Origin of the sequence: Pseudonocardia thermophila (assembly GCF_900142365.1) — a bacterium.
In the GTDB taxonomy this organism is placed as follows: domain Bacteria; phylum Actinomycetota; class Actinomycetes; order Mycobacteriales; family Pseudonocardiaceae; genus Pseudonocardia; species Pseudonocardia thermophila.
This window is the reverse complement of record NZ_FRAP01000006.1, coordinates 89050-110932: the sequence shown is the minus strand read 5'-3', so window position 1 is coordinate 110932 and position 21883 is coordinate 89050. Positions and strand designations below refer to the sequence as shown.

Below are 21883 nucleotides of genomic sequence, written 5' to 3'. Positions count from 1 at the left end.
GCCGGGTTCACGCAATCGGGCTCCGGCGCCCGACGTTGTGGCTACGCTCCGTCCCCCGACCAGCGGAGGAGGGGACTTGCCCATCACAGTCTGCGGCTCGATCAGTGTCCACCACGAAGAGACGGGGAGCGGCCCCGCGATCGTGTGGATTCCCGGAACCGGTCTGCACGGCAGCAGTTGGTCGCCGCAAACCACCCACTTCAGTCGTCGTTATCGGTGCCTGAGCGTCGATCTGCGGGGTGCCGGCAGCGACGGGCCGCTCGAGAAGCTCACCGTCGCGGCACTGGCCGGGGACGTGGCCGCGTGGATGGACGCTGTCGGGGTCGCGCCTGCGGTCGTCGTCGGGCTGTCGCTCGGGTCCGCGGTGGCGCAGGAGCTCGCGCTCGCCCGTCCGGACCTCGTGCGTGCGCTCGGTCTCGTGGCGACCTGGTCGTCGACCGCTCGCGAGCACCACATCCGTCGGCACTTCGAGTCCCGGCTCTATGCGCTGGAGCACGGGCCGCTCGATGTGTTCGCCAAGTTCGCGTTCTGGATGTCGGCGCCTGCCGTCGTCGATCACGAACCGGATCTGCAGAGCGAGGTGGAGGGCCTGCTGGCGGAGCACACGTCCCGCAACGTCGCCGGAACCGCGGCGCACTTCCGGGCCGATCTCTCGCACGAGACCAGGGATCGCCTCGGGTCGATCTCCTGTCCCACCATCGTGGTCCACGGGGACCAAGACCTCATCACCCTGCCCTGGTACAACCGCGCGGTCGCCGAGGCCATCCCGGACGCCCGGTTACGGACCGTCCGCGACGCCGGGCACCTGGTCTGGCTGGAGCGCCCCGCGGAGCTCAACCGGTTGCTCGACGAGTTCCTCGCCGAGATCGGTGCTGACACGGCCCCCGACCCGCAGCGGACGGCCTGACACCGCGGATGCTCGGGCCTACGGGGAGCCCGGGACCGGTGCGCGGAAGGACTCGAACATCAGCGCGGCCAGGCGGCGGGCCGCCGCCACCCGCGCGTCCGGCGTCGCGGCGCGGATCCCGTCGGCGGCCATGATCGCGAGGGCGACGTCGTCGATGACGACGTCGGGGCGCAGGGCGCCCGCGTCCTTCGCTCGCCGGATCAGCTCGGCGAGCATCGGCAGCGCGCGGTCGCGGTCGGCGCTGCGGACGGTCCGGGGCAGCTGCGCCGCGTAGGCGCGGAAGGCGCGGTCGCGGGCGTGCATCTCCAGCAGTCGCTCGACGGTCCGGCGGAAACCGTGCCACGGATCGGGCGCCGCCAGACCCTCGGCGACGATCTCCGAGCAGGCGGCCATCCGGTCTGCGAACGCTTCGGCGAGCAGCGCCTCCTTGGACGGGAAGTGCCGGTAGACCGTCGCGAGTCCGACGCCCGCGGTGCGGGCGATCTCCCGGATCGGTACGCCGGCACCCCGCGCAGCGACCGCCAGTCGGGCGGCGGCGAGGATGCGTGCGCGGTTCTCGCGGGCGTCCGACCGCCGGCTCGTTCCCACTTCGACGGCCACTTCTCCCACATTAACCCTGCGGCGGCGCCGCGGACCTAGCGTCGATCACGTGAGAGCTGTCCAGTTCATCGAGTACGGGCGACCCGACGTCGTCCACGTCGCCGAGGTCGAGGAGCCGCACGCCGGGCCGGGCGAGATCCGGATCGCCGTCCGGGCGTCCGGCGTCTCGACGGGGGAAGTCCGCATCCGCGCGGGACGGATGCGCGACGTGGTGCCCGTCGTCTTCCCGTACCGGACGGGGTTCGACGCCGCCGGCGTCGTGGACGAGGTCGGGCAGGGGGTCGTGGGCGTCGCCGTCGGCGATGAGGTGTTCGGCATGGTCGCGCCGTCCCGGCGCGGCGCCAACGCAGATCATGCGGTCCTGATGGCGTGGGCGCCCAAACCGGGCTCCTGGAGCTGGGCCGAGGCCGGCGGGGCGGCCGGGTCCGTCGAGACGGCCACCCGGGTGCTCGACCGGCTCGCCGTCGCGGCCGGGCACACCCTGCTGGTGCAGGGCGCGTCCGGGAGCGTCGGAACGGTCGTGGTGCAGCTGGGGAAGGCGCGCGGCGCCCGCGTGATCGGGACGGCGAGCGAAGGCAACCACGAGTTCCTCCGCACCCTCGGCGCGGAGCCCACTTCCTACGGGCCCGGCCTGGTCGACCGGATCCGGGCACTGGCCCCGGGCGGGATCGATGCGGTGGTCGACTGCGCAGGCGGTGCCCTGCCCGATCTGATCGCCGCCGCCGGGGGCCCGGCCCGCGTCGTGACGATCGCCGATCCCGCGGCGGCTGTCCACGGGGTGCACATGTCGCACGGCGCCCCGGAGGGCGAAGGGATCGGTGCGGCAGATCCACTGGCCGTCCACGGCCTCGCCGACGCGGTCGCGCTCGCGGCCGAGCAGCGGCTGCGGGTGCCGGTCGCCGCGGTCTTCCCGCTGACCGAGGCTGCCGCCGCGCACGCGCTGAGCGAGACCCGCCACGCCCCCGGCCGGATCGTGCTGCTCCACTGATCCAGCACCGAGCCGCCAGCACCGAGCCGCCAGCACCGAGCCGCCAGCACCCAGTCAGCTGATCCGCGACGGCTCGGCCGCTGTCCGCCGGCGCCTGCGCACCGTCCCCACCACCACCGTCCCCACCACCACCACGGCTGCGCCGACGAGCGCCAGCAGGACCGGGCGCAGGATCAGCCCGGCGGGCCAGCCGGGGCCGGTGAGTTCGAGACCGGCGCCGGGGTACTCCAGCGCGCGGGCCACCCAGCGGGCGGTGGGCACGTCGACGGTCGCGGCGATGTCGTGCAGGACGGCGTCGAACGGGTCGACGCCGGCGGGCGGGAACTGCTCGGGCGCGACTCCGTCGGTGGCCGGGAGCGGGCCGTGCGGCACGAGCAGCCGGTCGACCGGGTGCTCGCCCACGGTGGCGCGGGGCAGCAGGACCAGGCCGTGCCGAGAGCGGACGAGCCGCCCGGGCTCCGTGCCCAGCGCGATCGTGCGGGTGACGAACACGTACGAGCCGTAGGTGTCGAACACCGCCGCCAGCTCGGTCTCGCCCACGCCGTCCTGCAGCAGGACACCGATGCGGGCCGGGTCCCAGCGGTAGCCGCCGTTGAGCACGACGATCGCGTCCGAGGGCTGCCAGGTGTGCTGCTCCTGGGCGACCGGGCGCGGTGCCCAGTCCAGCTCGGCGGCGGCCTGCGCAGCTGCGGCCGGGCCGAGCAGGCGGTCGATCACGTGCAGGGTGGCGTCGATGCCGGAGAGGATCCCGGCGGAGCTGATCAGGTCGCCGTCGTCGGTCCAGCGCACGCCGAGCTGCCAGTCCACCTGCGGGTAGGTGTTCTCGTAGGAGCCGATTCGGGTCCAGTGCGCGGTGGCGCTGCGGCCGTCGAACAGCCCGGCCGCGGCGAGCACGCCGGAGCCGTTGCAGACGCTCACCATCAGGGTGCGACCCATCTGCTTCGTGGCCCACTCCCCCAGCGGCCGGGATGACGACCGGCCCACGTCGGTGACGGCGGGCACCACGACGACCTCGGGTGCGGCACCGCCGAGGCGCTCGTCCAGCTCGGCGAAGCCCAGGTCGGGCAGGACGTCCAGGCCGCCGGTCAGCGGCACCGGCCGGCGTTCCGGCGCGACCAGGTAGACGTTGAACGCGCCGGTGGCGGAGAGCGCCTCGTACGGGCCGAGCGCGTCGGAGACCGTCGTGCCCTCGAGGCTCGCGAGGACCACGGCGGTGCGCTTGGCCGGGTCGTGCACGGGCGGGGCGGGCAGCTGCGCGGGCGCCGGGCCGGCCGGGGTGTACCAGCTGCCGAACGCGGCGCGGACGTCGAGGCCGGCGACGGCGGCCGGCAGGGCCAGCACGGCGATGAGCACGAGCACGATCCGGCCGACCCGGGCGGCGACGCGGCTCATCGACGGCTCCCGTGGTCGTGGGGGCGCACCAGCATCAGGACGAACATCGCGCCGAACATCAGGACGTGGCCCCACACCAGGACGAAGCCGGCGCCGGCCAGGCCGAGCCAGTAGGGTCCGAGGACCACGAGGAAGGCCGCGTACATCGCGGCGGACATCTCGCCGATCGAGCGCCACGAGTGCCGGCGCAGCAGCATCGGGACGAGCATCCCGATCACCATGTTCGTGGCCATGACGGCCAGGTGGATCTCGAACACCTCGGCGGAGGCGGGCCACACCAGCCGCCAGAGCGGGCCCAGCAGCACCATCCCGAGGGCCATGCCGATCGCCATCTCGCCGTAGTGCAGGGCGAACCGGAGGGCCGTGCGGGTGCGGGCGGGGGAAGGAGCGGTCGTCGTCATGGCGTCGAGAGTCGGGGATGACCGGCTGTGCCCTGGAGTGCCGAACGTCATGGCCGAGGTCATGACCCGGCCGTGACCCCGGCGGCTGATCGTCCGCTCAGGACGAGGCGACGACGGTCGCCGCGAGTGCCGTGCGGTGGTCCTTCGTCCACGGCGGTCCCCACGCCGCACGCGGGCCCTGCAGCACCTCGACGGCCCGGTCGCCGAGCAGCGCCGCGGCCTGCCGCTCGACCTGCCTCGGGTCGTAGGTGTGCACCGTCCAGCCGCGGGCGCGCGCGGCGTCGTCGAGCACCTGCAGGTACATGACGGAGTCGGCGCGGGCGTTGTACGGCGGGCGGCGCAGGACGGCGACGTCCTCGGGGAAGTCCAGCGGCCAGGCGCGCAAGCAGATCCCGGTGATCGGGGCGGGCACCGCCGCGGCGATCTCGGCGAGCGCCGCTCCGGCGGCCCGCGCGGCCGATGCCCGGACGGTGGCGACGAGCCGGGCCAACCCGGCGTCGTCGAGCGGCTGCCCGTCGTGCTCCACCGGTGCCACCGGCAGACCGGGCTCGATGAGCTCGATCCGGCGGCGATCGACGACCCGGTGATCGGTCGCCGCCGTCACCGCGACGGCCCAGCCGAGGTGGTGGGCGATGCCGATGCGCATCACAGCAGTGTCGCGTCCGACGCGAGGCCGGCCGATCACCCTCGTCCGGGATCGTCGAGCACCTCGGCCGTGTGCTGGCCGAGGGTCGGCGCCGGGGCCGGATCGGCGGGCGGGGCGCCGTCGATCAGGAACGGTGCCCGCACCTGCCGCACCCGGCCCTCCGTCGGGTGGTCGACGACGGCGAGGAGACCCGCCTGGGTCAGGTGGGGATCGGTGAGCAGGTCCGCGAACGTGTGCACGCGACTCGCCGGGACGTCGAGCTCGGCGAAGACCTTGAGCCACTCGTCCGTCGTGCGCGCGGTCAACTCGCCGGCCAGGAACGCGTAGACCTCGTCGATGTGCTGCGATCGGCCCGCCACGGTGGTGAAGCGCTCGTCGGCAGCCAGGTCGGCGCGCCCGAGCCACTCCAGGAACGTCCGCCAGTGCCGGTCGGTGTAGAGCATCACGGCGACGTAGCCGTCCGCGGTCGGGTACGGCCGCCGCGACGGCGACATCGTCCGCGGGTAGAGGGGCGGACCCTCCGGCGGGTCGAACGTCAGCCCGCCCAGCTGCTCGACCAGCGTGAACGCGGCCATCGTCTCGAACATCGGGATCCGCACCGTGCGAGTCGGGCGTCCCTTCTCGCGGCCCAGCAGCGCGGCGCAGATCGCCAGTGCCGCGTACAGGCCGGCGGTCTTGTCGGCGATCGCCGAACGCACGTACTCCGGGGTCTCGCCGCGGCCCTGCACCCAAGCCATCCCGGACACCGCCTGGGTCGTGTCGTCGTAGGCCGGCCGATCCTCGTACGGCCCCGGCCCGTACCCGACGATCTCGCACAGCAGCGCGGCCGATCCCGCCGCGGCCAGTCCCTCCTCGGTCAGCCCGATCCGGGCTGCCGCCGCGGGACGCATGTTGTGCACGACGGCGTCGTAGCGCGGCAGCAGCGCGGCGAGCCGCTCTCGGCCCTCGGGGGTCCGCAGGTCCAGCACGGCGCTGCGCTTGCCCGCGTTCAGGCCCAGGAAGATCGGGGTCATGCCGGGGTTGCGGCCGCGCATCAGCGAGCGGGTGATGTCCCCTTCTGGCGGCTCGATCTTGTCGACCGACGCGCCGAGCTGCGCCAGCAGGAGCGTGCAGTAGGGGCCGGACATCGTGCTGGTCAGGTCCAGCACCCGCAGTCCGCTCAACGGTCCGGTCGGGGTCATCGGTGCGCGTTCGGCTCCTCGATCAGTGGTCCAGCGGGGCTGCCGCACATCCTTCGCGTGCAGCACCCGCGGGAAGCGACCGGGCCTGTGGTCCGGTGCGCCGACGGTCCGGCCGTGGCGGACTCGATCGCCAGGTCGTCCGGTTCACCCGCAGCGGCCGGGCCGCGACGAACACCAGCGAATGGTGGCAGGGTTCGGTGGCGTGCAGGAAGACCGACGTCGTTCGATCCAGTCGGATTCCCGCAGCCCCAGCACGTCCGGGGGAAGTGCAGCGACGTCTCCATGTCGTTCACCGACACGGCCATGTGCAGGATCCGGTCGAACACCGTGCTCCGGGGTGGCGCGTGCAGACCGGGATGCGCGACGCAGGGGCAGGTCCGGAGGGTCATTGCCCACCGCCACCGTCGGTTGTTGATGTGCTCGCCGCACCTGCCGCGTCGGCGCCGAGGGATGGCCGTCGAGCGGGCCGTCCTGGCCGAGGCCACCATGGGGCCGAAGGCTCGGCCCGATGAGATCGCGGCGGTCGTCTCGTGGCTCGGGTGCGCCGAAGGGGTGCACGTGAACGGCGCGATCGTGACCGCGTACGGCGGCTGGTCCAGCGCGTGAGCAACGCCATCCCGAGGACTGCGAAAGGCCCTGATCCGGTCTCCCGCAGGAGGCTGTGATCAGGGCCTTTCGTTCTGGTCGGGGTGACAGGATTTGAACCTGCGGCCTCTTCGTCCCGAACGAAGCGCGCTACCAAGCTGCGCCACACCCCGAGCGGCCCCTCTTCCCGGCGGGCCGAGGAGAAGTCTAGCCGACGTCCGCAGCGGCTCGCGTCGGGGTCTCCTTCGTGGGTTCCGGCTCCACCGGGCGGGGCACGAGGGTCAGCAGGCTGGCCTCCGGCGGGCACGCGAAGCGCACCGGGGTGTACGGGGAGGTGCCCAGACCGGCGGACACGTGCAGCCAGGTGTGCGCACCCCAGCGGGACGCGCCGCGAGCGCGGGAGCGGTCCAGGCCGCAGTTGGTGACCAGCGCACCGAAGCCGGGGATGCGCAGCTGCCCGCCGTGCGTGTGCCCCGCCATGACGAGGTCGTAGCCGTCGGCCGCGAACCGGTCGAGCACCCGGGGCTCCGGCGAGTGCGTGAGGCCCAGCTTCAGGTCGGCGATGGGCCGGCCGGTGATCCTGCTGAATCGATCCCGACCGAGGTGCGGGTCATCCACGCCCGCGACGGCGACGCGGACGCCGTCGATGTCCAGGGAGAGGCGCTCGTGGGTGGCGTCCTGCCAGCCGCGCTCCACGAACGCGGCGCGCAGGTCCTGCCACGGCAGCGGGGCGCCGTAGATCCGCTTCTCGTTGCGGCCCAGGTAGCGGGCCGGGTTCTTCGGCTTCGGGGCGTAGTAGTCGTTGCTGCCGAACACGAACACCCCGGGCAGGTTCAGCAGCGGGTCCAGGGCCTGCACGACGGACGGCACGGCGTGCGGGTGAGCGAGGTTGTCGCCGGTGTTCACCACGAGATCGGGCTCCAGCTCGGCGAGCTCGGCCACCCAGCGCTGCTTCCCGTGCTGCCGGGGGAGCATGTGCATGTCTGACACGTGCAGGACCCGCAGCGACCGGGTGCCCGGCGCGAGCACGGGCAACCGGGCCTCGCGCAGCGTCCAGTGCCGCAGCTCCACCAGCGTCGAGTACGCCAGCGTGGCGGCGCCCGCCACGGCCGCGCCGAGGGCCGTCTTCACCCAGCCGTTCATGAAACCCAGCCTACGTCGCGGTGGCGGTGGACTACCGTCGACGCCCGTGACGACGTTGAAGGAGCGACTGCGGGCCGACCTCACGGCGGCCATGAAGTCGCGGGACGAGCTGGTGAAGGCCACCCTCCGCATGGCGCTCACGGCCGTCGGCAACGCCGAGGTGGCCGGGGAGCAGGCGCGGGAGCTGACCGACGACGAGGTGCTCGCCGTGCTCGCCAAGGAGGCCAAGAAGCGGGCCGAGGCCGCCGAGGCGTTCGCCGGGGCCGGCCGCACCGAGCTGGCGGAGAAGGAGCGCGCCGAGGGGGAGATCCTCGCCCGCTACCTGCCGACCCCCCTCACCGACGAGGAGCTGGCCGAGATCGCCCGCAAAGCCGTCGAGGAGGTCGCGGCCGAGCTGGGCGAGCAGCCCTCGATGAAGCAGATGGGGCACGTGATGAAGAAGGCCACCGCGGCCGCCGGCAAGCGGGCGGACGGTGGCCGTGTCGCCGCGGCCGTGAAGGCCCAGCTGCAGCGCTGACCGCGCCGTAGCCGGGCTACTTCGCGGCGGCCTTCTCCTTCGCCGTCGAGCGGCGGGTGGGGGTCTTCTTCGTGGTGGTCGTCTTCGCCGGCTCCTCCGCCGCGTCCTTCTTGGTCCTGGTGGTGGACCGCTTCGCCGTGCTCTTCTTCGCCGGGGCCTTCGCCCGCCGCTCGGCGAGCAGCTCGGCCGCTCGCTCATCGGTGAGCTCCTCGACCGTGTCGCCCTTGCGCAGCGAGGCGTTCGTCTCACCGTCGGTGACGTACGGGCCGAAGCGACCGTCCTTGATGACCATCGGCTTCTTCGTCACCGGGTCGAGGCCCAGCTCGCGCAGCGGCGCGGCGGACGCGGACGCGCGCCGCCCGCGCTGCTTCGGCTGCTTGTAGATCTCCAGTGCCTCGTCGAGGGTGATCGTGAACAGCTGCTCCTCGTTCTCCAAGGAGCGCGAGTCCGAGCCCTTCTTCAGGTACGGCCCGTAGCGGCCGTTCTGCGCGGTGATCTCCTCGCCGGTCTCCGGGTCCGTGCCGACCAGCCGCGGCAGCGACAGCAGCCGCAGCGCGTCCTCCAGGGTGACCGATTCCGTGGTCATGCCCTTGAACAGCGACGCGGTGCGCGGCTTCGCCTTGGCCGCCTTCTTCTTCGTGCCGTTCTCGGACTCGTCCGGCTCGGGCAGGACCTCGGTGACGTACGGGCCGAAGCGACCCTCCTTCACCACGATCTCGTGCCCGGTGACCGGGTCCACGCCGAGCGAGCGGCCCTCCTGCGGCACCGCGAAGAGCTGCTCGGCCACCTCGGGCGTCAACTCGTCCGGCGGCAGGTCCGGCGGCAGGTTGGCCCGCTGCGACACCCCGTCGCGCACGCGCTCGAGGTACGGTCCGTAGCGCCCGACGCGCACCACCACGTCGTCGAAGACCGGCACCGAGTTGATCTCGCGGGCGTCGATCTCCTCCAGGTTGACGCCGACGAGCTTCTTCAGCCCGCCCGCGCGCGCCACCGAGCGCTCGCTGCCCTGGTCGCCGCCGAAGTAGAAGCCCGAGAGCCAGCGCACGCGGTCGTCCTCACCGTTGGCGATGAGGTCGAGCTCGTCCTCCATCGCCGCGGTGAAGTCGTAGTCGACGAGCCGGCCGAAGTGGTGCTCCAGCAGCCCGACCACGGCGAACGCCACCCACGACGGGACCAGCGCCTGGCCCTTCTTCCACACGTAGCCGCGGTCCTGGATCGTTTTGACGATCGAGGCGTAGGTCGACGGGCGGCCGATCCCCAGCTCCTCCATCGCCTTGACCAGGCTCGGCTCCGTGTAGCGCGGCGGCGGACTCGTGGTGTGGCCCTCCGGGACCAGCTCGGCCGCGGTGAGCTCCTGGCCCTCGGTGAGCTCCGGCAGCCGTGACTCGGCGTCGTCGGCCTGTCCGCCCGCACCCTCGTCCAGGGCCTCCACGTACGCCTTGAGGAACCCGGGGAAGGTGATCGTGCGGCCGGAGGCGGTGAAGGTGACCTCCTCGCCGGTGGCCGCGGTCCCGTGCAGCCGCACGCTGACCGTGGTGCCGCGCGCGTCGGCCATCTGCGAGGCCACCGTGCGCTGCCAGATCAGCTCGTAGAGGCGGAAGTCGTCGCCCTCGAGCTCGTTCGCGACCTCGCCCGGGGTGCGGAACCGGTCGCCCGCCGGCCGGATGGCCTCGTGGGCCTCCTGGGCGTTCTTGACCTTGCGGTTGTACTGCCGGGGCTGGGCCGGCACGTACTCGTCCCCGTAGAGCTCCCTGGCCTGCTCCCGGGCCGCCTGGATCGCCGTGGGCGACAGGGTGATCGAGTCGGTGCGCAGGTAGGTGATGTAGCCGTTCTCGTACAGCCGCTGCGCGCTGCGCATCGTGCGGTCGGTGGAGAACCGGAGCTTGCGGCCCGCCTCCTGCTGCAGCGTCGAGGTCATGAACGGGGCGTACGGCTTGCGCGTGTACGGCTTCGCCTCGACCGACTCGACGACGAACGGCTGGTCGCGCAGCGCCTCCGCCAGCCGGCGGGCGCTCGCCTCGTCCAGCGCCAGCGCGGGGTTGGACTTGTTCTCCTTCAGCCGGCCGTCCGGGCCGAAGTCGCGGCCGGTGGCCACCCGGTTGCCGTCGATCGCCACCAGCCGGGCGGGGAACAGCCGCGGCGACGCGTCGGCGCCCGCGTCCATCTGCGCGGCGATGTCCCAGTAGCTCGCCGGGACGAACTTCATCCGCTCGCGCTCGCGCTCGACGATGATCCGGGTCGCCACCGACTGCACCCGGCCCGCCGAGAGCTTCGGCATGACCTTCTTCCACAGCACCGGGGAGATCTCGTAGCCGTAGAGCCGGTCGAGGATGCGGCGGGTCTCCTGGGCGTCGACCAGATCGAGATCCAGATCACGCAGGTTGTCGACCGCGGCGCGGATCGCGGGCTCGGAGATCTCGTGGAAGACCATCCGGCGCACGGGCACCTTCGGCTTGAGCGTCTCCAGCAGGTGCCAGGCGATCGCCTCGCCCTCCCGGTCGGGGTCGGTGGCGAGCAGGATCTCGTCGACGTCCTTCATCGCGGACTTCAGCTCCGCGACCTTGCTCTTCTTCTCCGGCTGCACGACGTACAGCGGGGTGAACTGGTTGTCGACGTCGACGCCGAGCCGTGCCCACGGCTCGCCCTTGTACTTCGCCGGCACATCGGCGGCCCCGCGCGGCAGATCCCGGATGTGGCCCACCGACGCCTCGACGATGTAGTCCTTGCCCAGGTACTGCTGGATCTTCTTGGCCTTCGTACCGGACTCGACGATCACCAACCGGCGTGTTCGACCCCCCGTGGTCGAGCCGGACGGTGTGTTGCGCCTACGACCTCCCGACGAGTTGCTGCGGCTCGTGCCGGTCGCGGGCGTCGAGCTCGTCGTTCCGATTGACACGTGGTCCTACTCCGTTGTCCGTACGCCGGCGGTCGACCACCGGCCATCCCCCGAGTATGCGGTGCACGTCTGGCGAGTCCTCGGCCGCACCTCAACGTTCCCACATGCCGCGCGAGTCGCGTGCGCCACACCGGATACGGCGATCGGGGTCGTGCCGCTGGAGCGTAACCAGACGTGTCAAGCCGATGCGCGGCCCCAGCACCTCGGCCAGAGCTCCACCGGCAGCCGCGCGGGCGGCGGGCCGACGAGCTCGACGAGGCGCTGCACACGCCGGGTGCCGCTGATCCGCAGCGCGTCGGACCGCGACATCCGCGCAGGTGGGAGACCGGCTCGAGTCAGCGCGCCGATCAACGGCAGATGGGTGTGCGGCGCTTGGGGATCCAGGCTGAGCAGGTAACCGCCGCGCTCGTCGGGCCGGCCCGCGGTCAGCACCCACATGCGTAACGCCGGACCGTCGATGTCCCATCCCGTCGGGACGTGCTTCACCGCGCCGCGGGTCCACTCCTTCGCCAGGCCCACGAGGTCGCAGCGGAACGCCGTGCGCACGGCGGTGGCCCCGTTCTCGGTGACGACGGCCTGCGCCGCCACCCCGACGGCGGCGAACGCTGCCGTGACCGCCGCGGCTCGTGCCGGGTCGGCGAGCACGACCGAGACCCGGGCCTGGTCGCCCTTGCCGAAGCGCACGATCTGGCCCGGTCCGCACAGCACGCCGGCGAGATCGGCGATGCCGGCCGGGCGCGCCTCCGCGGAGAACAGCGACAGCTGCAGCACGCCGCGTAGAGTAGAACACGTGTTCGATCGCTGTCGATCGACGCGCCGGATGGCTCCGCTCAGCCGGGGGCGGCCGCGGCGAGGGTGCGCACCGTGCGGCACGTCGGCGCCGTGCGCGTGGCGGCGGCCAGCTCCGGCACGGTGGCGAGCTCGGCGACCACGTCCGGCACCTCGATGGCGAGCACCGTCTGCTCCACCTGGCGCACCGCGGTGACGAAGCCGCGCGGATCGGCCGGATCGGCCCCGTCCACCATCGCCTGCGCGCCGGTCATGTCCTGCTCGAGCCGGATCAGCCCGGTGCGCACCCGGTCGGCCACCGCGTAGCCGTCCGGCACGGGTGGGTTGCCCGCGGCTGCCAGCGCCGAGCGGCCCTCCCGGACCCCGGCCACGAGCGCGCCCAGGTAGGCGCTGTAGCTGCGCTGCACCGCGGCCAGGTCGGTGGCCGCGGCGAAGTCCGGGGGAGCGGTGGCCGCGTTCGCGAACGCCAGCACCGAGCCGCAGACGGTGTCCGACCACGTCGTCGCCGGATCGGGCCGGGGAGCGCCGGCGACCTGGTTCGAGGGCGCGGCCGAGCAGGCCACGACCCCCGCGAGCAGCGCCGCCACGGCGGCGGCGCGACCCAGGACACGGCGCAGATCAGCCACCGGACGGGGCGGCACTCGGCGTCGCGGACTGCTTGCCCAACTCCTGCAGCGCCTGGCAGTTCTTCGCCGCCGTCGTCGCGCTGGTCAGCTCCGGCGTGGAGGGCACGTTGAACGCCGGCGGCGACTTCAGCACCTGCAGGGCGTTCGTCGCAGCCGTCACCGACGCCGGATCGCTCGCGTTGGCCTCGTCGAGGACGGCCTTGGTCTCCTCGAGCTTGGTCCGGTACTCCTTCAACGGATCGAGGATGCCCTTGAGCATCTCGTCGCCGCCCGCGATCGGCGACGGGCCCGCGGCCTCGGTCGTCTGGACGGCCTCGTCGATTCCGCTGATGTAGGAGCCGATGAACGCGCTGTAGCTCTTGAACGTCGCCTGCGGGCTGGAGGTGTCGACCTGCGGGTTGCGCACCGTGGTGCTCAGCTCGAGCATCGATCCGCACACCGTGTCGATCCATGCCACGCCCGCTTCCCCTCCGGCCGCGGCCGGTGCGCCGGCGTCCTGCGCGGTCGGCGCGCTGGACTCGGGACCTCCGCAACCGGCTCCGAGCAGCACGAGCCCGGCGGCGATCGCGGCGAGGAGGGAACGGTGGATGCGGTGCATGGGGGCCTGCTCCTTGGCGTGGTCGCACGGTCGGGGTGCCGTGCACGCGGCCTGACAGTCTGCCCCGCCGTGAGCGGACGAGGCCGCCCACCCCCTGGCCCGGGGGACGGGCGGCCTCGGTGGAAACGGTGTGTGGCGATCACGCCACGGTCAGGAGACCTTCGACTCCGTCGGGGTGTCGGTGATCGTGGTCGTGCGGCGCTTCGACGTCACGATCGCGGCGATGATGATCACGACCGCGACCAGCGCGATGATGACGCGCCACGTCGGGGAGGCCGAGGAGCCGACCGACAGCGTCACGACGGCGGGCGCGATCAGCACCGCGACCAGGTTCATCACCTTGATCAGCGGGTTGATCGCCGGGCCCGCGGTGTCCTTGAAGGGGTCACCCACCGTGTCGCCGATGACCGTGGCCGCGTGGGCCGGGGAGCCCTTGCCGCCGTGGTGGCCGTCCTCGACCAGCTTCTTGGCGTTGTCCCACGCGCCACCGGAGTTGGCGAGGAACACCGCCATCAGGGTGCCGCAGGCGATCGCCCCGGCCAGGTAGCCGGCCAGCGGGCCGACGCCGAGACCGAAGCCGACCGCGATCGGCGCGAAGATCGCCAGCAGGCCCGGAGTGGCCAGCTCGCGCAGCGAGTCCTTCGTGCAGATGTCGACGACGCGGCCGTACTCCGGCCGGACGGTGCCCTCCATGATCCCGGGGTTGTCGCGGAACTGGCGGCGCACCTCGAACACGATCGCGCCGGCCGCGCGGGACACGGCGTTGATCGCCAGGCCGGAGAACATGAACACCACGCTGGCGCCGATCACGACACCGACCAGCGTGCTCGGGGTGAACACGGCGTAGGCCAGGTCCTCGATCGCGGCGCCCGCCTTCTGCAGGGCCAGGTTGATCGCGTCGCGGTACGAGCCGAACAGCGCGGTGGCGGCGAGCACCGCCGTCGCGATCGCGATGCCCTTGGTGATCGCCTTGGTCGTGTTCCCCACCGCGTCGAGCTCGGTGAGGATGTCGACGCCCTTGCCCTCGACGTCGCCCGACATCTCGGCGATGCCCTGCGCGTTGTCGGAGACCGGGCCGAAGGTGTCCATCGCGACGATCACGCCGACGGTGGTCAGCAGCCCGGTGCCGGCCAGCGCCACCGCGAACAGCGACACCGTGACCGAGCCGGTGGCCAGCGCGAACGCGCCGAACACCGCCGCGCTGATGACCAGCGCGGTGTAGACCGCCGACTCGAAGCCGATCGAGATGCCGGCGAGGATCACCGTGGCCGGGCCGGTCAGCGACGACTCGCCGACCGTCTTGACGGGCTTGTGCTCGGTGCCGGTGAAGTAGCCGGTCAGCCACAGGATGATGCCGGCGAGCACGATGCCGATGAGCACCGCGGCGGAGGCGATGATCCGCGGGTCCGCCCCGCCCATCTCGGCCACCACGCCCGTGTCGGTCGGGTTGCCGAGCTCGGCGAAGGAGCTGGGCAGGTAGACGAACGCGGCGAAGACGCTCAGGACGGCCGAGATCAGCGCGGAGTAGTAGAAGCTGCGGTTGATCGTGGTCAGGCCGTTCTCGCCCTCGCGAGCCCGGGTGATGTACACGCCGATGATCGCGGTGATCACGCCGATGGCCGGCACGATCAGCGGGAACAGCAGGCCCTGCAGGCCGAACGCGGCCGTGCCCAGGATCAGCGCGGCGACCAGGGTGACCGCGTACGACTCGAACAGGTCGGCCGCCATACCTGCGCAGTCACCCACGTTGTCGCCGACGTTGTCGGCGATCGTCGCGGCGTTGCGCGGGTCGTCCTCGGGGATGTTCTGCTCGACCTTGCCGACGAGGTCCGCGCCGACGTCGGCGGCCTTGGTGAAGATGCCGCCGCCGACCCGCATGAACATCGCGAGCAGCGCGGCACCGAAACCGAAGCCCTCAAGCACCTTCGGCGCCTGGCCCGCGTAGACCAGCACGACGATCGTCGCGCCGAGCAGACCGAGGCCGACGGTGAACATGCCCACCACGCCGCCGGTGCGGAACGCGATGCGGGTGGCCTTCTCGCGGCCTCCCTCCTCGCGCGCGGCCGCGGCGACGCGGATGTTGGCGAACGTCGCCAGGCGCATGCCGAGGTAACCGATCGCAGCCGAGAACGCGGCGCCGACCAGGAAGAAGATCGACCGTCCGATCCGTTCCGCGAGGTCGTCCGCCGGTAGTGCGAACAGCAGGGCGAAGACGATCACCACGAATACGGCGAGGGTGCGGAACTGGCGGTTGAGGTACGCCACGGCGCCTTCCTGGACCGCCTGGCCGATCTCCTGCATCTTCTGGGTGCCCTCGCCCGCGGCGAGGACCTCCCTGCGCAGGATGAAGCCGACGGCCAGTGCGACGAGGGCGACCACCGCAACCACACCGACGACGATGCGATCGCCCCCGCCGAGCGTCAGCTGCGTCGCTGCGCCTTCGGCGAGAGTGGTGGACAGGTACATCCGTCCTCCTGGTTCAGGGGATCACGGTGAGCCAGGGACGGGTACGGAACTCGACCCCGGCGTCTGAGTCTGGCCCGTTGCCGCAGGTAAATCGCGGCTCAGGACGGATGCAGTCTAGGTGTGTGAGCCACACAACACGTCTGCGGAGGGTAGGCTGGGCCACACCCTAACGATCTCGTCACGAACTGGACAGATGTCTTCCGAGCAGCCACGTTGTGGTGAAGTGATCCCGGGGCGGTGGTGAGCGCCGCCCCGTCCGCCCGACGACGTGCGGCTGATCTCCTGCGACTCGCGATCGCCTTCGCCCTCGCCTACGCGGTGGTCGCGGTGACCGTCGTGCTGACCCGCGTGCCCGACGCGGTCGACGAGGACGCGGTCCGTCGGGCAGCCACCGTCCCTTCCCCGCTCCCCACGACCGCGCCGCCCACCCTCGCCCTCCCCCCGCCCACCGTCGGGCCGGTCCCGCGGCAGGGGCTCGCCGACGCCGCGGTGGCCGCCGCGGAGGCCGTCTCGGGCGGCGGCGGGTTCGCGGACGGCCCGGCGTCCGCGGCGCCGCCGGGCTCGACGATCGCCGTGCTGGACCGGCTGACCTCCGAGGTCGCCGTCGGCGCCGGTGCCGAGGCAGGGGTCCTCTCGGCGTCGCTGTCGAAGCTCGTGCTCGCCGTCGACATGGCCGACCGCCGCCGAGCCGAGGGGATCACCATCGGCGACGTCGACGTGCGGCTGCTGCAGCGCGCCCTCGGGCCGAGCGACGACGCGGCGATGAGCGCGCTGTGGAGCCGCTTCGACGGTCCCGGCGCGGCCGAGCGCGTGTCGGCCCGGCTCGATCTGGACGGGCTCGCCACCCCTCGCGATCCCTCCCAGTGGGGTGAGATGGTGGTGACCGCGAGCGCGATGCTGCAGGTGTGGGAGCACCTGCTCGACGACGTCGCGGAGGAGGACCGCGAGCTGCTCGTCGGCGCCATGGCGGCTGCGCCCGCTCGCGCCACGGACGGGTTCGACCAGGCCTTCGGGCTGCTCTCGCCCGACCTGTCGATCGAGGTGGGTGCCGCCAAGCAGGGCTGGATGTGCTGCATCGGCGGCCGCTACCACCTGCACTCCACGGGCATCGTGGGGTCGGACGACCGGTTCGTGCTCGCGGTTCTGACGACCACGCCCGCCGGGCGCGGCTGGGCGACGGCCCGGGACCTGATCGATCGGATGGTCGCGGCCGCGACCGAGGCGCTGGCACCGGCGACGGAAGGTTGATCCGTCGGCGCCCTGTGCGACCCTCCCTGACGGGCCGGAAGCGAAGCACGCAGAGCGCACAGGGAGAGCCGTCGTGACGGTGAGCCGGGTCGAGCGCGCAACTGTGCAGGCGTGTGCGCCGCACCTGCCCGATCGGGCCGTCCGCCTCCTGCGGCGGGTGGCCGGCGGTGCCCTCGACGAGGCCGATGGGCCGCTGCGGCACGTGGTGCACCTGCCGGGGCGGACGGGAGCAGTGTCGCCGTGGCCCGACTGGACCCCGCCCGCCCTCCGCGCCGCCTACGTCGACCGCGGCATCCCCGCCCCGTGGACCCACCAGGTGGAGGTCGCCGAGCTCGCGCGCGCGGGCACCGACGTCGTCGTCGCGACCGGCACCGCCTCGGGCAAGTCGCTCGCCTACCAGCTGCCCGTGCTGACCGCGCTCCTGGAGGACCCGCGGGCCACCGCCCTCTACCTCGCTCCGACCAAGGCACTGGCCGCCGACCAGCTGCGGGTGCTCGAGGAGCTGGGGCTGCCCGACGTCCGGCCGGCCGCGCTCGACGGCGACTCCTCGGCCGACGCCCGCGACTGGGCCTGCTGGCACGGCCGGTGGATCCTGAGCAACCCGGACATGCTGCACCGCAGCGTGCTGCCGAGGCACGGCCGATGGGCGCACTGGTTCCGCAGGCTGCGGTACGTCGTCGTCGACGAGTGCCACACCTACCGCGGGGTGTTCGGCTCCCACGTCGCACTCGTGCTGCGCCGCCTCATGCGGGTGTGCGCCCGCTACGGCGCCCGGCCGACCGTCGTGCTCGCCTCCGCCACGGTGGCCGACCCGGCCGCGTTCGCGTCCCGCCTCGTCGGCCGCCAGGTCGCGGCCGTGACCTGCGACGGCTCCCCGCAGGCCGCCCGCACGGTCGCGCTCTGGGAACCGCCGCTGCTGCCCGCGGACGACGGTGAGAACGGCGCGCCGGCGCGGCGCGGCGCCGGTGCCGAGGCCGCCCGCATGCTCGCGGACCTCGTCCTGGAGGGGGCCCGCACCATCGCCTTCCTCCGCTCCCGCAACGGCGCGGAGATCGCCGCGCTCGGCGCCCGCCGACGGGTGGCCGACGTCGACCCGGACCTCGCCGACCGGGTCGATGCCTACCGCGGCGGGTACCTGCCCGAGGACCGCAGGGCGCTGGAGGCCGCCCTCACCGACGGCCGGCTGCTCGGCCTGGCCAGCACCAACGCTCTGGAGCTCGGCGTGGACATCGTCGGGCTCGACGCGGTGATCGTGGCCGGGTTCCCCGGCACCCGGGCGTCCTTCTGGCAGCAGGCCGGCCGAGCCGGGCGCGACGCGCGCTCCGATTCGCTCGTCGTGCTCGTCGCGGCCGACGACCCGATGGACACCTACCTCGTCCACCACCCCGACGCGCTGCTCGGCGCGCCGGTGGAGGGGTGCGTGCTCGATCCCGCCAACCCGTACCTGCTCGGCCCGCACCTGGCCTGCGCCGCGGCGGAGCTGCCGATCACCGACGACGAGCTGGTGCCGCTGTTCGGTGAGCGCGCACCCGAGGTGCTCGACGAGCTCGTCGCCGACGGGGTGCTGCGTCGCAGGCCCACCGGCTGGTACTGGCCGAGCACGCAGGAGCAGCCCGCCGCCTACGTCGACATCCGCGGCTCCGGCGCAGGACAGGTCACGCTCGTCGAGGAGTCGACCGGGCGGGTGCTCGGCACGGTCGACCGGACCTCCGCGCCGGCCACCGTGCACGCCGGAGCCGTGCACCTGCTCCGCGGCGAGACCTACCTCGTCGAGCGGCTCGATCTCGACTCCGGCGTCGCCTTCGTGCAGTCGGGCGATCCCGGCTACCGCACCGTGGCCCGCTCGGTGACCCAGCTCGGCGTGCGCGAGGTCCGGTGCGCGCGTGAGCACGGCCCGGTGCGGATCTCCTTCGGCGACGTGGACGTGTGCACGCGGGTCGTCGCCTACCAGCGCCGCGGCCCCGACGGCGCAGTACTGGCCACGGTGCCCCTGGACCTGCCCGAACAGACCCTCACCACCCGTGCGGTCTGGTACGACCTCGATCCCGCCGCGCTGCGCGCCGCCGGGCTCGCCGCAGGGCGGGTGCCCGCAGCGCTGCACGCCGCCGAGCACGCCGCGATCGGGCTGCTGCCGCTGTTCGCCATCTGCGACCGCTGGGACGTCGGCGGGCTCTCCACTGCCACCCACCCCGACACCGGCCGGCCCACCGTGTTCGTCCACGACGGTCATCCCGGTGGCGCCGGCTTCGCCGAGCGGGGACACGCGGTGATCGCCGACTGGCTCACCGCCACGCGCCGGGCGATCGCGGAGTGCTCCTGCCGCGCAGGCTGCCCGTCCTGCGTGCAGTCGCCCAAGTGCGGCAACGGGAACGCGCCGCTGGACAAGGAGGGGGCGGCCGCGGTGCTGGACGTGGTCCTGGCGGCGATCCGGGAGCACCCGGGCCGCGACATCGCCGGTCCGTCTTCGCCGGAGTAGGGCGCCACCGGCCGGCCTGCTCGGGGGTGGGGCCAGCCGGCGGCGCCCTGATCGCGACGGAACCGGATCGGGGGTGAGCGTCGAAGACGCCCCGGTTCCACCGCAGCTGGGGGAGCGAAGGTCTCGAGTTGTACGCGGCGCCGCGGCGCGGGTTCCTGCCTTCCAGTAGGCGACAGACCACGCTGCGCCACCAGTGGTGGTCGCCGATCGGCCGTCACCCGACGCCGAGCGTCGGCCTCGCGAAGAGGGCCAGGACAGCGGCTGCGGGACGACCGTTCATCCGTTCCGTAACACCGTTGATCAGGCTCATCGCCGCGGAACGTGCGCGAACGCGCAGGTGGCGGAGACGGTGTCGACGAGGGCGGATCGGGAGGCCGGCGGTGGATCGAGCGGTCCGTCCTGCTCGCCCACCGCCGGCCGGGCGGTCAGTCGTCGGGCGTCGAGCAGCCCGACTTGCCGCATCCGCAGTTCGTCGACATCCAGGAACCTCCCCGTCGTGGTCGTGGAACCTCAGCTTCACCCGCGCCGAGGCAGACGGACCAGCGCCGGATCGGGTGAGCGGAGTAGCGGCTTCATCACTCTCGGAAACCGCCACCGCGGGGCCGGCCAGGGCACGGGCGCCGGCGGTCGCCAGCCCGGGCAGCGCGAGCGGGACGCCGCTCTCCACCTCGATCGCTGCGTTCCACCCGATCAGCGCGCACCGCACGAGCTCGGCGTCGTTGGCCGCGGCGATCTCGCGCGCCCGGGCGCACGCCGCCGGAGCGCCCTGCACGGCCAGCGCCGCGGCGGCGAGCGCAGCCAGGTCCGCGGCCGCCGCCGCCCGGTGCCGCGCGACGACGGCGCTCGCGATGTGCAGGGCGACGAGCAGCGCGGCCATCACCACGGCGACTCCCGCAGCCGCCCACACCGTCGCCACCCCGGCGTCCGGTTCCGGGCGGGTCACGGCGGTGCCCCCGGCTCCGCTGCCACCCCTGCCACCCCGGGCTCCAGGGCGCCCACCGAGCGCCCGGTGATGGCGATCGGCAGCAACGCCGCGGGGTGGACGCTCACCGTGCCCGTCGCCAGATCACCGGCGACCTCCAGCTCGATGCTCGCCCCTGCGGGTGCCAGCTCGGCGGCGACCGCACGGCCGCGGTCGGCCTCTCCCCGGGTGGCGAGCCGCACCAGCTCCCGGGCTGCATCCGCGCAGCGCACGGCTGCCCCGGCCGTCGCCACCGCACCCACGGCCACTGCGAGCACCACGGTCAGCGCAGCCATCGCCAGCGCGGCCTCCACCGTGACGGCGCCGCGGTCGCCGGGAGGGGCTCGCCGGGCCGCGGCGGTGTGCCGTGGTCGGTCCACCAGAACGGGCCATCGGGAACGCCCCATCAGAACGTCGCCGTGAGCGCGCGCTGGATGAGGTCGGTCAGCGCATCGACGATGGATTCACCGCTCACCACCGTGTAGAGGATGGCCGCGAACGCTGCCGCGGCGATCGTGCCGATGGCGTACTCCACGGTGCTCATGCCGCTGTCGTCGACACGCAGGCGGCGCAGCCGGGCGCGCAGCCGAGGCCAGGGCACGGCGGGACGGGGGATCGATTCCATGATTCCTCCTCTTTCCGAAGTACGGGCTTGCGAAGGACGGGGCTTTCCGAAGTACGGGCTTGCGACGGACGGGCGAAGCCACCCGTCACGCGTGTCACCACTGGGTGAGCACGGCGCCGGCGAGGCCGATCACCACCGGGCCGATGCCCAGGACCAGGAACGCCGGCAGGAAGCACAGGCCCAGCGGGCCCGTGATCAACACACCGGCGCGCTGTGCGCGGCCCGCAGCGGTGTCAGCGACCGCGGCCCGCAACCGGGCGGCCTCCGCGGCCGCGACCTCCGCCAGCCCGGCGCCGGTGCCGGCCGACCGGGCCGCGGCTCTGGCGAACACCGCCAGCGACGGCACCGCGGCGACCGTCTGCCAGGCGTTGGACGGATCGGCACCGAGGGCGAGCAACCCCGCCACCCGGCGCAGCCTGGCCCCGGCCGGCCCGTCGAGCGATTCCGCGGCGGCGGTGACCGCCGCGGCCACCGGCATCCCGGCGCGCAGGCAGACCGCCAGCAGTTCCCAGCAGCCGGACAGATCGATCTCGCTGTCGGCGGGCTCCCGGCTCGCCCGCCGGACGACGCCGACCGCGGCGGTCACTGCTGCCGTCCCGACCACGGCCGCGGCAGCGGCGCCGGCGGCCACCCAGCCCACCGCCGCACCGGCCAGCCCGGCGATCGCGATCCACGCCGGCCGGATCGGCGGATCGGGCGCTGCCGGGCCGGTGGCGGGTGCGGCGAGGTCGGCGAGCCGGCGCCCGCCCGGTGGTGGCCCGACGACCAGCACCGCGACCGCCAGCACCACCAGCCCGCAGGCACGCACGACGTCCGGGCTCACGACTGGTTCCGCACG

The 21883-nt window shown here is 73.3% G+C and carries 21 protein-coding genes and 1 tRNA gene; 6 read left to right on the top strand and 16 right to left on the bottom strand.

The annotated features are described in order from the left end of the window. The first annotated feature begins 76 nt into the window (after positions 1 to 76). Positions 77 to 907: an alpha/beta fold hydrolase gene (locus tag BUE41_RS09775; protein ID WP_073456711.1), complete on the top strand. Its 831-nt coding sequence runs from the start codon at positions 77 to 79 to the stop codon at positions 905 to 907. Positions 908 to 925: 18 nt separating this feature from the next. Here the strand turns inward: BUE41_RS09775 and BUE41_RS09770 are convergent, their stop codons facing one another. Then, a complete protein-coding gene (locus BUE41_RS09770) occupies positions 926 to 1507 on the bottom strand; it encodes a TetR/AcrR family transcriptional regulator (RefSeq protein ID WP_073456710.1) in 582 nt (193 codons plus the stop codon). A gap of 49 nt (positions 1508 to 1556) precedes the next feature. On the opposite strand from BUE41_RS09770, the gene BUE41_RS09765 reads away from it, so the two are divergent. Then, positions 1557 to 2495: an NADP-dependent oxidoreductase gene (locus tag BUE41_RS09765; protein ID WP_073456709.1), complete on the top strand. Its 939-nt coding sequence runs from the start codon at positions 1557 to 1559 to the stop codon at positions 2493 to 2495. Between the two features lie 54 nt (positions 2496 to 2549). Here BUE41_RS09765 and BUE41_RS09760 read toward each other — a convergent pair whose 3' ends face one another. From BUE41_RS09760 to BUE41_RS09745, 4 genes are all read right to left on the bottom strand, one after another. Continuing rightward, positions 2550 to 3887: a DJ-1/PfpI family protein gene (locus tag BUE41_RS09760; protein ID WP_073456708.1), complete on the bottom strand. Its 1338-nt coding sequence runs from the start codon at positions 3885 to 3887 to the stop codon at positions 2550 to 2552. Continuing rightward, the gene (locus BUE41_RS09755; RefSeq protein WP_073456707.1) at positions 3884 to 4288 is read right to left on the bottom strand and encodes a hypothetical protein; all 405 of its coding nucleotides are present in this window, start codon (positions 4286 to 4288) and stop codon (positions 3884 to 3886) included. The genes BUE41_RS09760 and BUE41_RS09755 overlap by 4 nt, the downstream gene beginning before the upstream one ends. Before the next feature lie 97 nt (positions 4289 to 4385). After that, positions 4386 to 4934, bottom strand: coding sequence for a hypothetical protein (locus BUE41_RS09750; RefSeq protein ID WP_073456854.1), 549 nt, complete (start codon positions 4932 to 4934; stop codon positions 4386 to 4388). 35 nt (positions 4935 to 4969) lie between these two features. Then, entirely contained in the window at positions 4970 to 6115 is a 1146-nt protein-coding gene (locus BUE41_RS09745; RefSeq protein ID WP_073456706.1) for a CaiB/BaiF CoA transferase family protein, read from the bottom strand. A gap of 450 nt (positions 6116 to 6565) precedes the next feature. On the opposite strand from BUE41_RS09745, the gene BUE41_RS30720 reads away from it, so the two are divergent. Continuing rightward, positions 6566 to 6721, top strand: a complete 156-nt coding sequence (locus BUE41_RS30720; protein ID WP_159444885.1) for a hypothetical protein — start codon at positions 6566 to 6568, stop codon at positions 6719 to 6721. Positions 6722 to 6796: 75 nt separating this feature from the next. On the opposite strand, the gene BUE41_RS09740 is transcribed toward BUE41_RS30720, so the two are convergent. Next, positions 6797 to 6873, bottom strand: a tRNA-Pro gene (locus BUE41_RS09740). Positions 6874 to 6907: 34 nt separating this feature from the next. Next, entirely contained in the window at positions 6908 to 7843 is a 936-nt protein-coding gene (locus BUE41_RS09735; protein ID WP_073456705.1) for a metallophosphoesterase, read from the bottom strand. Positions 7844 to 7889: 46 nt separating this feature from the next. Here BUE41_RS09735 and BUE41_RS09730 point away from each other — a divergent pair, with 46 nt between their 5' ends. After that, positions 7890 to 8360 (top strand): GatB/YqeY domain-containing protein, encoded by a 471-nt coding sequence (locus BUE41_RS09730; protein ID WP_073456704.1) that lies wholly within the window; start codon positions 7890 to 7892, stop codon positions 8358 to 8360. A gap of 16 nt (positions 8361 to 8376) precedes the next feature. Here BUE41_RS09730 and topA read toward each other — a convergent pair whose 3' ends face one another. The 5 genes from topA to BUE41_RS09705 form a co-directional block, all read right to left on the bottom strand. Further along, a complete protein-coding gene (topA, locus tag BUE41_RS09725; RefSeq protein ID WP_073456703.1) occupies positions 8377 to 11139 on the bottom strand; it encodes a type I DNA topoisomerase in 2763 nt (920 codons plus the stop codon). Positions 11140 to 11433: 294 nt separating this feature from the next. After that, positions 11434 to 12027, bottom strand: a complete 594-nt coding sequence (locus tag BUE41_RS09720; RefSeq protein WP_073456702.1) for a hypothetical protein — start codon at positions 12025 to 12027, stop codon at positions 11434 to 11436. 59 nt (positions 12028 to 12086) lie between these two features. After that, entirely contained in the window at positions 12087 to 12671 is a 585-nt protein-coding gene (locus BUE41_RS09715; RefSeq protein ID WP_143172069.1) for a hypothetical protein, read from the bottom strand. After that, the gene (locus BUE41_RS09710) at positions 12664 to 13269 is read right to left on the bottom strand and encodes a hypothetical protein (protein ID WP_073456700.1); all 606 of its coding nucleotides are present in this window, start codon (positions 13267 to 13269) and stop codon (positions 12664 to 12666) included. The genes BUE41_RS09715 and BUE41_RS09710 overlap by 8 nt, the downstream gene beginning before the upstream one ends. Before the next feature lie 150 nt (positions 13270 to 13419). Then, a complete protein-coding gene (locus BUE41_RS09705) occupies positions 13420 to 15735 on the bottom strand; it encodes a sodium-translocating pyrophosphatase (protein WP_073456699.1) in 2316 nt (771 codons plus the stop codon). A gap of 240 nt (positions 15736 to 15975) precedes the next feature. Here BUE41_RS09705 and BUE41_RS09700 point away from each other — a divergent pair, with 240 nt between their 5' ends. Further along, a complete protein-coding gene (locus BUE41_RS09700) occupies positions 15976 to 16983 on the top strand; it encodes a hypothetical protein (protein WP_143172068.1) in 1008 nt (335 codons plus the stop codon). A gap of 79 nt (positions 16984 to 17062) precedes the next feature. Next, positions 17063 to 19459: a DEAD/DEAH box helicase gene (locus tag BUE41_RS09695; protein WP_234997154.1), complete on the top strand. Its 2397-nt coding sequence runs from the start codon at positions 17063 to 17065 to the stop codon at positions 19457 to 19459. Positions 19460 to 19673: 214 nt separating this feature from the next. Here BUE41_RS09695 and BUE41_RS09690 read toward each other — a convergent pair whose 3' ends face one another. From BUE41_RS09690 to BUE41_RS09675, 4 genes are all read right to left on the bottom strand, one after another. Continuing rightward, complete coding sequence (locus BUE41_RS09690; protein ID WP_073456696.1) at positions 19674 to 20402, bottom strand: Rv3654c family TadE-like protein; 729 nt, start codon at positions 20400 to 20402, stop codon at positions 19674 to 19676. Continuing rightward, positions 20399 to 20800, bottom strand: coding sequence for a TadE family type IV pilus minor pilin (locus BUE41_RS09685; protein WP_073456695.1), 402 nt, complete (start codon positions 20798 to 20800; stop codon positions 20399 to 20401). The genes BUE41_RS09690 and BUE41_RS09685 overlap by 4 nt, the downstream gene beginning before the upstream one ends. Before the next feature lie 26 nt (positions 20801 to 20826). Continuing rightward, the gene (locus BUE41_RS09680; RefSeq protein ID WP_073456694.1) at positions 20827 to 21045 is read right to left on the bottom strand and encodes a DUF4244 domain-containing protein; all 219 of its coding nucleotides are present in this window, start codon (positions 21043 to 21045) and stop codon (positions 20827 to 20829) included. Positions 21046 to 21139: 94 nt separating this feature from the next. Continuing rightward, entirely contained in the window at positions 21140 to 21868 is a 729-nt protein-coding gene (locus BUE41_RS09675; protein ID WP_200803835.1) for a type II secretion system F family protein, read from the bottom strand. Between the last annotated feature and the right edge of the window lie 15 nt (positions 21869 to 21883).

Coding starts and splice junctions, on each gene's coding strand:
- BUE41_RS09760 (WP_073456708.1), bottom strand. CDS start 3,887: ATGAGCCGCGTCGCCGCCCGGGTCGGCCGGATCGTGCTCGTGCTCATC.
- BUE41_RS09755 (WP_073456707.1), bottom strand. CDS start 4,288: ATGACGACGACCGCTCCTTCCCCCGCCCGCACCCGCACGGCCCTCCGG.
- BUE41_RS09750 (WP_073456854.1), bottom strand. CDS start 4,934: ATGCGCATCGGCATCGCCCACCACCTCGGCTGGGCCGTCGCGGTGACG.
- BUE41_RS09745 (WP_073456706.1), bottom strand. CDS start 6,115: ATGACCCCGACCGGACCGTTGAGCGGACTGCGGGTGCTGGACCTGACC.
- BUE41_RS30720 (WP_159444885.1), top strand. CDS start 6,566: ATGGCCGTCGAGCGGGCCGTCCTGGCCGAGGCCACCATGGGGCCGAAG.
- BUE41_RS09735 (WP_073456705.1), bottom strand. CDS start 7,843: ATGAACGGCTGGGTGAAGACGGCCCTCGGCGCGGCCGTGGCGGGCGCC.
- BUE41_RS09710 (WP_073456700.1), bottom strand. CDS start 13,269: ATGCACCGCATCCACCGTTCCCTCCTCGCCGCGATCGCCGCCGGGCTC.
- BUE41_RS09705 (WP_073456699.1), bottom strand. CDS start 15,735: ATGTACCTGTCCACCACTCTCGCCGAAGGCGCAGCGACGCAGCTGACG.
- BUE41_RS09680 (WP_073456694.1), bottom strand. CDS start 21,045: ATGGAATCGATCCCCCGTCCCGCCGTGCCCTGGCCTCGGCTGCGCGCC.